Origin of the sequence: Streptomyces aurantiogriseus, from assembly GCF_014649375.1 — a bacterium.
GTDB lineage: Bacteria > Actinomycetota > Actinomycetes > Streptomycetales > Streptomycetaceae > Streptomyces > Streptomyces aurantiogriseus.
The window spans coordinates 434,974-447,820 of record NZ_BMSX01000002.1 but is presented as its reverse complement, the minus strand read 5'-3'; the positions used below and the strand labels follow the sequence as shown (position 1 = coordinate 447,820).

The window sequence follows — 12,847 nt, the reverse complement described above, 5'->3', positions numbered from 1 at the left end:
TGGGTTTCAACTCGCCTCAGCCGAGCGCTCGTCCACTGCCGTCTCCGCCGAGAGAGCGCACGGGACTGCATCGTCCGGGCGGCGGCGCGGCGTACAGCGTCCGTGGCACGCGGGGGCGCTGCGTACGGCGCTCAGCGCCCCGCCGACACCGGCTCGTCGTCGCCGCGCAGCCGCTGTTCGTCGGCGGCGAGCAGATCCAGGGCCGCGAGCGCCAGGTGCAGCTGTGCCGACACTGCGGGAAGCAGGGGGTCGGTGCCCAGGAAGCTCTTGATCTGGCGCACCCGGTAGCCCACCGAGTTGCGGTGCAGATGGAGTTGGGCGGAGACGCTCTGCCGACTGCCTCTCTCGGCAAGCCAGGCACGCAGGGTCGCCATCAGCTCCGGACGCTGCCGGATCGGCCCGAGGTGCGCCTCGGCGTAAGCCTCGAGCTGCGCATGGGGGAGGGGCAGAAGCACCTGGACGACCCCGCAGCGGTCGAAGGTGAGGACGGGGACCTTCTGGGTCCGGGCAAGGCCGAGCAGTCTTTCGGCCTCGGTGAAGGAGCGGGCCAGACCTGTGGGTGAGTCGGGGTGGGAGCCGCTCGCCGCCATGACGTGGTCGGCGGAGTCGTCGCCGGTCGTGAGACACAGCCGGTCCCTCAGGCGGGTGAGCACGGCCTCGTCCGGCACCACCGTCCACGCGGTGCGCCCCACCTGCAGCACCGGGTGCTCAAGCCAGGCGAGGGCGGTGGACCAGGCGCGCGAGCGGGAACCCTTGTAGTGCAGTACGGCACCGGCCGGCGGGCGCCGCAGATCGATCCCCAGTGCCGCGGCCGCCGCGCACACGGAGGGCGTCACCGTCCCTGACCGCAGCGCGTCGATGACGCCGGCCGGTGTGTGCTGCGACGAGACCTCAGCAGTGCCCTCCCCCGTGCGTACGGCGTCGATGAGAAGTGCGGTGACGGCGGCACCGGTCAGCGCCCGCACGCGCGGATCACCGGGACCGACGGTCAGCAGCACACCGGCCACCGTCGTCCCCGCACGCACGGGCAGGGCCGTGGCCGGCAGCCCGTCCAGCGTGTGGACCACCGGCCCGGTCGCTTCAGCGAGCACGGCGTCGGCCACCGCCGCCGGCACGCCCGCGCCGCCGTCGGTGGTCTCCAGCGGCGCGCCTTCCGCGGACAGCAGGCGCACCTGCCGGCCGGTTGCCCGGCGAAGCGTGTGGAGCACGTCCGAGCGTGCGGCGCCGGCCAGCACGGCCTCGGTCAGTTCCCGCTCCAGAACGGCAGGTGAGACGTCCGGCTCCGGTCCTTCCCGGGCCGGTTCCGACCGCGGCCCGGCGATGGTTGTCATGGTGTCGGTCTCAGCGGGCCAGCAGCCGGATGGCCACGCCCTTCTCCTGGGTGTACTCGCGCAGCGCCGCGTACCCGCCGCCCCGGCTGAAGCCGCTGTCCTTCTGCATGTTGAACGGGAAGCCGATCACACCCGCGTCGTGGAACTGGTTGACCGCCACCTGCCCGGAGCGGACGTCCTTCGCCAGCCGCAGTGCCCGGGAGACGTCGTTGGTCCAGATGCACGCCAGCAGACCGAAGTCGGAGGCGTTCATCAGCTCGGTCGCCTCGGCGGTGTCGCGGAACGACTGCACCGCGAGAACCGGGCCGAAGACCTCCTCGCGGGCGATACGCATGCCCGCATCCACACGGTCGTAGACGGTCGGCCGGACGAACCATCCGTCGCCGCTGGGCGTGCCACCCGTGACCAGCCGGGCCCCCTCGCGAGGCGCCTCCTCGAGGAAGCCGCTGACGCGGGCGAACTGCGCGGCACTGACCAGCGGCCCCATGTCCAGGTCGGCGTCCCAGGGCCCGGTCTTGACGGCGGCCATGCCGTCGGCGACCCGCTCAACGACCTCGTCGTGCACCGAGGCCTCGACGAGCAGCCGGGAACCGGCGTAGCAGTTCTGGCCCGCGTTCTCCGTGATGGAGGCGACGATCGCGGGGATCGCCGTGTCGAGGTCGGCGTCGGCGAAGAGCACGTTCGGTGACTTGCCGCCGAGTTCCAGCTTCACCGGGACGAGGTTCTGTGCGGCGGCCGCCATGATCGCCCGCCCGGTGGCGGTGGAGCCGACGAAGCTGATGTGGTCGACGCCCGGGTGCGTGGTGAGTGCGACGCCCGTCTCCGGGCCGAGGCCCGCGACGACGTTGATCACTCCCGGCGGGAAGCCGGCGCGGCGGGCGAGCTCTACGAGTGCGAACGGTGCCAGCGGCGCGATCTCGGACGGCTTGAGCACGACCGTGTTGCCCGCGGCGAGCGCCGGCGCGACGTTCGCGGCGGTGAGCACGGCGGGAACGTTCCACGGGATCACGACGGCGCACACACCGTACGGCTCGTGCACCGTGTAGCCCAGGTAGTCGGGGCTGCGGGTGGGCAGCGTGACGCCAGTCAGTTTGTCGGCCGCGCCGGCGAAGTAGTCGATGATGCCGTGCGCGATGTAGATGTTCGTCCGGCCGCCCGACAGTGGCTTGCCCACGTCCTGGGCCTCGACCGCCGCGAGGGCTTCGACCTCGGCGATGACGAGGTCGGCCCAGCGCCGGATCAGTGCTCCGCGCTCGCTCGGATTGGTCGCCGCCCAGGCAGGAAAGGCGCGGCGTGCCGCAGCCACCGCGTCCTCGACATCGGCTGCGCCTGCCCGGGCCACCTGGGTGATCACCTGTCGCGTCGCCGGATCGAGGACGTCGAGCCTGCCGCCGTCGCGGGCCGCGACCCACTCGCCGTCGATGAAGTGCTGGGAAGAAGGGAAGTCAACAGCCGCCATGGGGGGTACCTTGACCGACCTTGTCACGCATGTCAATATGCGGTCTCGCTTTGTGAGGCATAGAGGAGGCCCTGTGCGCGCCACCGCCGCTCTGCTGGAGCAACCCGGCAAGCCGTTCGTCCTGACCGAGGTGGACCTGGACGAACCCCGCGCCGACGAGGTGCTCGTCCGCGTCGCCGCAGTCGGCATCTGCGGTACCGACCTCGAGTTCGCCAACTTCTTCCCCACGCCCGCGCTGCTCGGGCACGAAGGGTCGGGTGTCGTCGAGAAGGTCGGCGCACACGTCACCTCCGTACGCCCGGGCGACCACGTCACCATGTCCTTCGCGTCCTGCGGCACGTGCGCGCTGTGCCGCACCGGCTCGCCCGCCTACTGTCGCAGCTTCGACGCGGTGAACTTCTCCGGCCGCCGGCCCGACGGCTCCACCGCGGTGACCCACCAGGGGCGGGAGGTCAACGCCCACTTCCTGGGCCAGTCATCGTTCGCCAGTCACGCCGTCGCACCGGAGCGGGCGGTCGTGAAGATCGACCCGTCACTGGACCTGCTGCGGGCCGGCCCCTTCGGATGCGGCTTCCAGACCGGAGCCGGCGGCGTGCTCAACGTGCTGCAGCCGCGCCCCGGCCAGTCGATCGCGGTGTTCGGGGCCGGGGCTGTCGGCGTGGCCGCCATCATCGCCGCCGGCTTGAGCAGTTGCGCGGTCGTCGCCGCCGTCGACGTGAACCCGGCCAAGCTCGAGGCGGCCCGCGGCTTCGGCGCCACGCACACCGTCGACTCCTCGGCCGGGGACACCGCCGGGCAGCTGGCCGCCCTCGTCCCCGAGGGCTTCGACTTCGTGATCGACACGACGGGACGCGAGGACGTCCTGCGCACCGCGGTGGAGGCTCTGGGACCGCTCGGTCGCGCCGGTGTCATCGGTATCGGCCCCAGCGAGTCGATGAGCTTCGAATGGCGCAGCATCCTCAACGGGCGCTCCGTCACCGGCATCATCGCCGGGTCCAGCCTGCCGCAGCTGTTTCTGCCGCAGCTGCTCGCGCTCAACGCCAAGGGCCGGTTCCCGGTCGAGAAGATGATCACCTACTTCCCGTTCGAGCAGATCGACGAGGCCGTCGCGGCCGTCCGGTCCGGCGCGGTCGGCAAAGCCGTACTGACCTTCTGATCGTCTTCCACGAGGCTCTGAGCGCCTTCCATGAGACGTTGTCGCACGCGGCGAGACACCTTAGGGTGGCCGACGCCTGAGGCATGTCAGACATCCGGTGGCGCGGCCGGACAACACCGCGCACAAGGCCCGAGCACGTGGAGCGTGCCCACCATGTCCGCCGACACCGACTTCATGCCCGCCGACACCGACTTCGACCACCATTCCGACGAGGCCAACGCCGACCCGGTCGCCTACTACGCGCGTTTCCGCGAGAGCTGCCCGGTGGGCCGCTCCGCCGCCCACGGCGGCTTCCACTACACGACGCGGTACGCCGACGTGGCCCGCATCGCCCGCGACGACGAGACGTTCTCCTCGGCCCGCAGCGACCACGGCGGCCAGGGCGTCGGCATCGTCATCCCCAAAGGACCCGGGCTGGAGCAGTATCCGATCGAGCTCGACCCGCCGAGGTCGACCGAGTACCGGAAACTGATCAACCCGCTGCTGACCCCGGAGGCGGTCGAGCACTTGGTCCCCATGATCGAGCGCCACGCCGCCCGCATCGTGGACGAGTTCATCGAGCTCGGCTCCTGTGACCTCGTGCGCGACCTCACCAACCCGCTGCCGGCCGCGGTGACTTTGGACTGGCTCGGTTTCCCCGAGGAGGACTGGGCGAAGCTCGCCGGGCCGATCCACGACATCTTCGCCGCACCGGCCGGCAGCGAGCGCGCCGCGAGGGGGGCCGCCGGACTGGCCTACATGGACCAGCGCATCCGCGAGCTGATCGCCGAGCGGCGGGTGGAGCCGAGGCCCGACGGGGTCAGCACGCTGGTGGCCGCCCGGCACGACGACGGCAGCGAGTTCGGCGAGGACGAGCTGGTGTCGGTGATCGGCCTGCTCATCGCCGGCGGCGTCGACACCACCACCTCCCTGACCGGATCGACCCTCGTCCACCTCGCTCGCCACCCCGAGCAGCGCCAGCGGCTGATCGACTCCCCCGATCTGCTGGACACCGCGACCGAGGAGTTCCTCCGCGCGTTCGCCCCGTCGCAGTCGATGGCGCGCACGGTCACCCAGGACGTCGAGGTCGGTGGCTGCCCGATGCACGCGGGCGACCGGGTGCTGATCCCGTGGGTCGCCGCGAACCACGACCCCGCCGTGTTCCCCGACCCCGAGCAGGTACGACTGGACCGCGACGCCGGCCGGCACCTCAGCTTCGGGATCGGATCGCACCGGTGCGCCGGCGCGCACCTCGCCCGGGCCATGTTCCGCGCGATGATGACGCAGGTCCTGACCCGGCTGCCCGACTACCGGGTGATCGAGGAGGGGCTCGTCCCCTACCCCACGCGCGGCAACCAGTCCGGCTGGGACGCGGTCCCCGCGGTCTTCACGCCCGGCCCCCGGGCGACCGCGGCGGCAGGCTCTGTCCGCGCGCTGGCCACGCCCACCCCGCTGCGGGTGACCGCGGTGCGTGCCGCGGCCGACGGCGTCGTCGCCGTCGACCTCGGCCTGCCGGACGGAGGCGAACTGCCCGCCTGGCAGCCCGGCGCCCACGTCGAGCTGCGTCTGCCCTCGGGCAGGCTGCGCCAGTACTCGCTGTGTGGCGATCCCGCCGACGCCACGACGTGGCGCATCGGCGTCCTCCACGAGCCGAAGGGCCGGGGCGGATCGGTCGAACTCCACGAACTCGCCCGCCCCGGAGTCACGTTCGCGGTACGCGGGCCACGCAACCACTTCCCGCTCAGGCCGGCGCCGTCCTACCTGTTCCTCGCCGGCGGCATCGGCGTCACACCGATCCTCGCCATGGTCCGCGAGGCCGCCGGACGCGGCACGCCCTTCACGGTCGTGTACGGCGGACGCACCCGCTCGACGATGGCGTTCGCCGACGAGCTCGCCACCGTCGCCGGTGACGCACTCACCCTCCTCCCGCAGGACGAGGCCGGGCTGCCGGACCTCCCCCGGCTGCTGGGCGGGCTGGATGCCGGCACCGCCGTCTACGCGTGCGGGCCGGGACCGATGCTGGCGGCCGTCGAGCGTGAGTGCTCCAGCCTGGGCCTCACCGACCGGCTGCACCTGGAACGCTTCGCCGCCGGCGACGACCTCGAGACGGCGTTCGACGCGGCGGACAACCGCGCCTTCGAAGTCCAGTTGGCGCGCACGGGGGTCACCCTCACCGTGCCGGCCGACCGCCGCCTCATCGAGGTCCTGCGCGACAACGTCAGCGGCCTGTCCTACGACTGCGAGAAGGGATACTGCGGCGCCTGCGAGACCCGTGTGCTCGCCGGTACACCGGAGCACCGGGATTCCGTGCTCAGCGACGAGGAACGCCTTGCCGGGCGCACGATGATGATCTGCGTCGGCCGCTGCCAGGGCGACCGACTGGTCCTCGACCTCTGAGCCCCGGCCGGCCGGCGGACCACCTCCGTCGGCCGGCCTCCTGGTTACCAGCCGGCTGCCGCACGGGTCCACCAGCGGGCGCGACGTTCACCATGGGACCAGCGCGGTGGCCGGTGGGTGCTCGGCCGGCGCACCCACCGGCCCTCCCCGCAGCGGCTGTGGTCAGCCGAAAGCGCGGATACCCAGCCAGACGCCGGCCAGCACGCCGAAGCCGACCACGGCGGCACGCAGCACCGGCTCCCTCAACCTCCTCGCCAGCCGGCCGCCGAGCACTCCGCCGGCAAGGGACGACGGCGCGACAACCAGCGCGATCACCCAGTGCACGGGGCCGAACAACGCGAACACGACGAGCGACACACTGGCCACGACCAGCTGCAACGTCCCCTTGACTACGTTGACCTCGGCCAGCGGAGCGGGCAACGTCAGGCCGAGCAGCGCCAGCAGGATCACTCCCAGCCCGCCTCCGAAGTAACCGCCGTAGACCGCGCCGACGAGTACTCCCGCGTAGAGCTTCACGCGGTGGTCACCGTGAGCGGCGCCGAGCAGTGCCCGCAACCAGGGCTGGAAGGCGAAGAGGGCACTGGCACCGAGCACGAGGAACGGCACTGCGACCGAGAAGATGCGCGTCGGGGTGAGCAGCAGCAGCGCGCATCCAGCGGCGGCACCCACTGCGGACACCACCGCCGGCGAGGTCGCGGAGGGTGGGCGGGACGCCCCCCGGAGTGCCGCGACGTTGCCCAGGTAGCCCGGCCAGAGCGCCACGGAGTTGGTGACGTTGGCAGCCACCGTGCCCAGCCCTCCTGCGACCAGGGCGGGGAAGAGGATCAGCGACCCACCGCCGGCTATGGAGTTGACGAACCCACCGACGAAGCCGGCACCGCCCATGAGAACAACGTCGCCGACGTCCATCGGACTCTCCCTGTGCAGCAACCTATTACGAGATGCCATATTGACATACGAGACATAGTTACTGTGTGGACCCCCGCGCGAAACACCACGGCAACGAGACGTTCATAGCGTCGGGCCATCCGTTCCACGAAAGGTGTGGCCATGCCAGCGACCGGCTCCCCCCTCCTCGACGTTGCCGCAACCGGCTTCCCCGTCCTCCAGCCCGGCCACGGAGCGATCGCGTCGACGACCTACGTCCCGGCCACGCCTGGGAACACCCTGTGGGGGCGTCTCCCGTGCGAGGCGGACTCACCGTGCGCGGTCGTGCGACCGGGTTCCGTCGTCACGGTCGACACGCTCAGCCACGAGGGAGTTCTGGAGGACCAGGACCGCAACCCACGTGAGTTCTTCGCCCGTTACGGCGTCAGCGGCGCGCATGTCCTCGACGACGCCCAGCAGGTGGCGGACTCCGGCATGGCGCACGACTTCGATGACGACGGGCCGCACCTGGTCACCGGTCCGATAGCTGTGGCCGGTGCCCGGCCCGGCGATCTGCTCGCCGTGACCATCCTCGGCCTCACACCGCGAGTTCCGTACGGCATGGTCTCCGCACGGCATGGCTTCGGCGCGCTCCCCGGCGAGATGCCGTCGCTGCCCGGTCCCGTGTTCACCTTCGCGACCGCACACGCGGATCGCCACGGCGCGTGGGGCCGGATGGCGGTGGACCCGATGGATCCCTCCCGCGGCTCACTGCGCTTCCCGCTGCGGCCGTTTCTCGGCGTGATGGGCGTGGCGGTGCCCGGGAGCACCCGGCCTCACTCGGTGCCGCCCGGGCGTCACGGCGGCAACCTCGACGTCTCCCTGCTCGGCGAGGGCGCCACACTGTTCCTTCCGGTGCAGGTCGACGACGCGCTGGTCTACTTCGGGGACCCGCACTTCGCACAGGGCGACGGCGAGATCGCCCTCACCGCGTTCGAGGCGTCGTTGCGCACCACCGTGAAGCTCGAGTTGGTGCCCGGCGGTGCGGCTCTGCGGCCGGGCCACGGCCGCGTCGCCCCTTTTGCCGAGACAGACGAATACCTCGTGCCGATCGGCTTGGACGAGGACCTGGACGAGGCGATGAGCGACTGCGTGCGCTGCGCGCTGGACCTGCTCACAACCGACTACCGCATCGACCGCCATCTGGCGATGGCGTACCTCAGCGCGGCAGGCGACTTCGCGATCTCCCAGGTCGTCGACGGTGTGAAGGGCGTCCATGGAAAGATCCGCAAGTCCGACTTCCGCGAGCTCCGCCCCCGGCGCTGAGAAAACAGGCGCCGGTTCCCACTGCGGCACGGTGCCACCGACGCCAGGCCCTCGGTGTTCCCGCACGCGCTCGTCGTCCTGACGGCCGTGGACCGTCCGGCCGAGGACCAACTCGACGGACGTTTTCCGCCGGGTATGACGACTGGATCCTGGCCGGCGCGACCTGCTCGGCGGTCGCCGGACGGCGGAGAGGTCGACGCGCTACTGCCGTATGAGGGCTGGACACCGACGCGGTCGTCAACGCGCTTACCTGACGCGGTTCACATCCTGGCCACCGTCCGGACAGCTACTCAAGCTGCCGGGCGACCACCCGCCTCGACAACCGCCGTGCCAGGCGAATCGTGCGGGAAGCCGCACACTCGCCGATGGTCGGCCTCGGGCACGATGGTGCTCCACTGCTCCGTGGTCGGGTCGGCGGCGCCGCCCCGTGCGCAGACCTGCTCGATGTCGCCTGCGAGGTCGGCGGGACAACCGCTGGAGCGGAACGGGACTGCTGACGCGCTCCCCTGCCGGTGCGCTCGCGGACTTCTTCGCAACGTCAGAGGACCGCCGTAGCCAGGTGGCGCAATGGCTACGGCGGTCGAGGGTTGCCTTCGGCGATACCACGGCCCCTGCACCACGCTCGTCGAGCGTGGTGCAGGGGCCGGTTCGTCGCATGAGCTGACGGAGCTCATGCTGTACGACGAGCTTGCTGCCTTCCTGGCCGGCTGGGTGTCCGCCGCCCTGCCTGCCAGGGATCGGTCGGCGTCACTGCGGAATCAGCCGCGGACGCCGACGACCGCAACCGAGAAGGTACGGCGTCACACGCCCCAGTCGTCGTTGACGGTGACGGCGTCGGCGATGCGGAACCGGCCGCCTGGCACCAGCGGTGCGGTGGGCTCACCCATTTCGACGACGTGCTTGCCGAACTTGGGAGCCAGCGGACGGCCGACGTCCCGCTTGAGCCACAGACGCAGCAGGTGCCGACGGCGCTCCGGCTGCGGGTGGTCGATGTAGCTGGTGCGCGAGTGCAGCGCGGCATAGTTGAGCAGCCACTGCACGTCACCCGGCTGGAAATCCATGTCGATCGGCAGGCCAGGCTCCTGCGAGATCTCGTCGAAGAGGGTGATCGCCGCGGTCTGGTCGGGCGTCAGCCGGGGAACGCTGGGGTACTCCTGAGCGCTGAAGATCATCGAGCTACCGGCGTAGGTGCTGAAGACGCCGTCGACGTAGCTGATGATCGGTGAGGTGTACGTCAGCTCCGGGGAGTCGGGGTCCTGACGCCGCCAGTCCCAGTGGTAGGTGTCGAAGAGCCGCGGAGCGAGATCCGGCCGACGGCGCAGCATCTCGTTGTAGATCGTGGTACCGCTGACCAGGCTCGATGCTCCCCCCTCCTTGGCGCCACGCAGACACATGAGGGCGACGACATCGGAGCTGTCCGAGTGGAACGGCAGCCGGTCGCGCACGCGGGAAGGCAGCGCCCCCTCGTCGGCCATCGTCTTGTTCGACGTGGCGATCACGTGGTCGAGCAGGTCGCCCCTCTGGTTCTGTCCGATCGGCTGGCCGAGGTGCAGGCCCATGATGAAGAAGATGGCCGCCGCCATCGTGTCGCCGTAGTCCTTGGTGCGCAGCCCACGCACCAGGACGAAGCCCCGGCCGGCATCCATCTGTGCGGCGCACTCGTTGTTGAGGGCACGACAGGCGTCGAACGGGTAGTCGGCGGCGGTGACGGTGCGCAGGTCGGGGTCGTCTGCGACGAAGCGCCGACCCAGGTTTTCCAGCTCAGCGCGCTCGGCGTCACTGAGGACGTATATCCACTCGGAGGACTTGGACAGCTCGTCGCCGCGCCAGGCGGACGGCCCGGAGACCTGCTGAGGGGGGGTAGTGGTGGTCAAGGTGATGCACTCCTCGCGAACGTAAGGGAAACGCCGTCGGCGAACGCCGAACGGCGAAGTCTTCGGTGCGGCACTTGTTCGTCGTGCCGCAACGAATCCTCAGAAGGGGGTCTGAGGTTCGCCGGCAGCTGTGCCGACGCGCAGCCCTTCGCGGGGCGGGGAGTACCTGAGCGGTTCGTCGTAGGTCCGACGGCCGGCGCACGACACGAGGAAGGCACCGGTCAGGGCGACTGGCCTCATGCGGGATCCCATCCTCTCAAGAAGTGCGCCAACCATATGAGCGGTTCGAAGCCCGAGTCAATAGGCAAGATGGCATCTCGCAATACAGTATTGCCCTGGGCGCACTTCGGCGGCGATCCCGTTCTTCCGCGACCGCTCCCCTGGCTTCATGGCGGGTCAGCCCGCCTCGAATCCCAGAGCTTGTTCAGCCCAAATGGTCTTTCCGGTGCGCGTGTGGCGGGTGCCCCAACTGCGGGTGAGTTGGGCAACCAGCAGCAGGCCCCTGCCGCCCTCGTCGTAGGTGCGAGCACGGCGCAGGTGGGGAGCGGTGCTGCTGGCGTCGGAAACCTCGCAGATGAGGTGGCGGTCGTGGATCAGCCTCAGTTGGATGGGCGGGTCGGCATAACGGATGGCGTGGTGACAAGTTCGCTGACGACCAGCTCCGTCACGAAGCACGCATCCATCAGGTTCCAGGTGCTCAGCTGTGTTCGGACGAGCCTACGGGCCTGGGCCACAATGGCCGGGTCGGCGGGCAGGCCCCAGGTGGCCACCTGCCGGGCGTCGAGGGCGTGGGTGCGGGCCAGAAGCAGGGCTATGTCGTCGGTTCGATGCTCAAGCGGCAGCGTGGTGAGCACTGCGTCACACAGGTCGTCCAAGCAGGCTGTGGGGCGTGAAAGTACCTGGCGCAGCCGCGCGAGGCTTTGGTCCATGGCCTGGTCTCGCATGGTGATGAGGCCGTCGGTGTAGAGGGCGAGCACACCGCCCTCGGGCAGCGTGACCTCGGCGTTTTCGAAGGGCAGGCCACCGAGGCCCAGCGGGGGGCCGGCAGGAAGGTCGAGGAAGTCCACAGTGCACTGAGGGCTGATCAGCGCAGGCCCGGGACGGCCGGCGCGCCCCTCGGACCGGCGTCGGGGCGGGCGGCAGACACCCTCGTGTGACGACGTCGAAGCATGCGGTCTTTCGCTCGGTTTACGACTACCCTCCATTTCTCATTGCGCGACGCCATATCGTATAGTGCTGCAATCTTGATGCCGAGGGTCGCCCCCGCGCCGGCTTTCAACCTGGTGGGCCGCATTGCCTTGCCCACGCCCGGACCACACCCTGAAGTGAGCTTCCGATGCGTCGTATCGCCATATCCCTGGCCGTCATCACGATCTCTGTCCCACTCGTCGGCTGCGACGCCCTCAACGCGACGGGGAGCAGCGACGACGTGAGTCCGACCAAGGGCAACGACATCACCGTGGGGCTATTGCTGCCGGAGAATGCGAATCCCCAGTACGAGAAATTCCACTACCCCGTCATCAAGGCGAAGATTGAGTCCCTCACCCGCGGCCAGGGCCTGGTCGAGTACGCCAACGCCGATGCGGACGCAGGCAAGCAGTCCCAGCAGTTGCAGCACATGATCGACGAGCGGGTGGACGTGATCCTGCTGGACGCCGTCGATACGCACGCCATCGCACGCGGGGTGAGGAGGGCCAAGGAGGCCGGTATCCCGGTCATCGCCTACGACCGGCTGGCCGAGGGGCCGATCGACGCGTACATCACCTTCGACAACGAGCTCGTCGGTCAGGTGCAGGGCCGTTCCCTGCTGGAGGCCCTCGGCAAGGATGCCGACCTCTCCGACAAGATCGTCATGATCAATGGCTCGGCCACCGACCCGAACGCCAAGCAGTTCAAGGCAGGCGCGCTCTCTGCTCTCGACGGCAAGGTGACGATCGCCAAGTCGTTCGACACCGTGGGCTGGAAGCCGACGAACGCCGAGAAGGACATGGCCGAGGCAATCAAAGAGATCGGCAAGGACAACATCAAAGCCGTCTACGCCGCCAACGACGGCCTGGCGGGCAGTGTCGTCAAGGCACTCAAGGCCGCGGGTGTGACCGACCTGCCGCCGGTCACAGGACAGGACGCGGAACTCCCGGCAGTCCATCGAATCATCGCCGGCGAGCAGTACATGAGCGTGTACAAGCCGTACCCGCAGGAGGCCGAGACTGCTGCGGAGATGGCTGTGACGAAGGCCCAGGGCAAGAGCATCCAGTTCGACGCCCTCACCCGCGACAGGGTCGACAGCCCTACCTACAAGGACATCCCCGCGCAGCTCGTGCCTATCAGCGCCCTGACCAAGGACAACATCAAGGACACGGTCCTACGGGACCGCATCTACGAGCTGTCCGAGATCTGCCCACCCGAGCTAGCAGCCGACTGTGCCGCGATAGGTCTGAGGAAGTAGGCCCGCGAAGCC

The 12,847-nt window shown here is 69.9% G+C and carries 8 protein-coding genes and 1 pseudogene; 4 read left to right on the top strand and 5 right to left on the bottom strand.

Annotation, left to right across the window (positions count from 1 at the left end):
- Positions 1-131 precede the first annotated feature (131 nt).
- Positions 132-1,331, bottom strand: a complete 1,200-nt coding sequence (locus IE263_RS05430; protein ID WP_189932732.1) for a PucR family transcriptional regulator — start codon at positions 1,329-1,331, stop codon at positions 132-134.
- A 10-nt stretch (positions 1,332-1,341) separates the two neighbouring features.
- Positions 1,342-2,790, bottom strand: a complete 1,449-nt coding sequence (locus tag IE263_RS05425; protein WP_189932730.1) for an aldehyde dehydrogenase family protein — start codon at positions 2,788-2,790, stop codon at positions 1,342-1,344.
- A 73-nt stretch (positions 2,791-2,863) separates the two neighbouring features.
- Here IE263_RS05425 and IE263_RS05420 point away from each other — a divergent pair, with 73 nt between their 5' ends.
- Positions 2,864-3,946 carry an NAD(P)-dependent alcohol dehydrogenase gene (locus IE263_RS05420; protein ID WP_189932728.1) on the top strand — a complete coding sequence of 361 codons (1,083 nt, stop codon included), beginning with the start codon at positions 2,864-2,866 and terminating at the stop codon, positions 3,944-3,946.
- A gap of 153 nt (positions 3,947-4,099) precedes the next feature.
- Positions 4,100-6,322, top strand: a complete 2,223-nt coding sequence (locus IE263_RS05415; RefSeq protein WP_189932726.1) for a cytochrome P450/oxidoreductase — start codon at positions 4,100-4,102, stop codon at positions 6,320-6,322.
- 162 nt (positions 6,323-6,484) lie between these two features.
- Here the strand turns inward: IE263_RS05415 and IE263_RS05410 are convergent, their stop codons facing one another.
- Entirely contained in the window at positions 6,485-7,231 is a 747-nt protein-coding gene (locus tag IE263_RS05410; protein WP_189932724.1) for a TSUP family transporter, read from the bottom strand.
- A 141-nt stretch (positions 7,232-7,372) separates the two neighbouring features.
- Between IE263_RS05410 and IE263_RS05405 the strand changes: the two genes are divergently transcribed.
- The gene (locus IE263_RS05405) at positions 7,373-8,515 is read left to right on the top strand and encodes an acetamidase/formamidase family protein (protein WP_189932722.1); all 1,143 of its coding nucleotides are present in this window, start codon (positions 7,373-7,375) and stop codon (positions 8,513-8,515) included.
- A gap of 800 nt (positions 8,516-9,315) precedes the next feature.
- On the opposite strand, the gene IE263_RS05400 is transcribed toward IE263_RS05405, so the two are convergent.
- Positions 9,316-10,389, bottom strand: a complete 1,074-nt coding sequence (locus IE263_RS05400) for a TauD/TfdA family dioxygenase (protein ID WP_189932720.1) — start codon at positions 10,387-10,389, stop codon at positions 9,316-9,318.
- A gap of 396 nt (positions 10,390-10,785) precedes the next feature.
- Positions 10,786-11,519: pseudogene (locus IE263_RS05395) on the bottom strand (SpoIIE family protein phosphatase); the annotation flags it as partial.
- Positions 11,520-11,725: 206 nt separating this feature from the next.
- On the opposite strand from IE263_RS05395, the gene IE263_RS05390 reads away from it, so the two are divergent.
- Positions 11,726-12,835, top strand: a complete 1,110-nt coding sequence (locus tag IE263_RS05390) for a substrate-binding domain-containing protein (protein WP_189932718.1) — start codon at positions 11,726-11,728, stop codon at positions 12,833-12,835.
- Positions 12,836-12,847: the final 12 nt, after the last annotated feature.

Excerpts from the sequence above, each read along its gene's own strand:
- IE263_RS05430 (WP_189932732.1), bottom strand. The coding sequence starts at position 1,331 with ATGACAACCATCGCCGGGCCGCGGTCGGAACCGGCCCGGGAAGGACCG.
- IE263_RS05425 (WP_189932730.1), bottom strand. The coding sequence starts at position 2,790 with ATGGCGGCTGTTGACTTCCCTTCTTCCCAGCACTTCATCGACGGCGAG.
- IE263_RS05415 (WP_189932726.1), top strand. The coding sequence starts at position 4,100 with ATGTCCGCCGACACCGACTTCATGCCCGCCGACACCGACTTCGACCAC.
- IE263_RS05410 (WP_189932724.1), bottom strand. The coding sequence starts at position 7,231 with ATGGACGTCGGCGACGTTGTTCTCATGGGCGGTGCCGGCTTCGTCGGT.
- IE263_RS05405 (WP_189932722.1), top strand. The coding sequence starts at position 7,373 with ATGCCAGCGACCGGCTCCCCCCTCCTCGACGTTGCCGCAACCGGCTTC.
- IE263_RS05390 (WP_189932718.1), top strand. The coding sequence starts at position 11,726 with ATGCGTCGTATCGCCATATCCCTGGCCGTCATCACGATCTCTGTCCCA.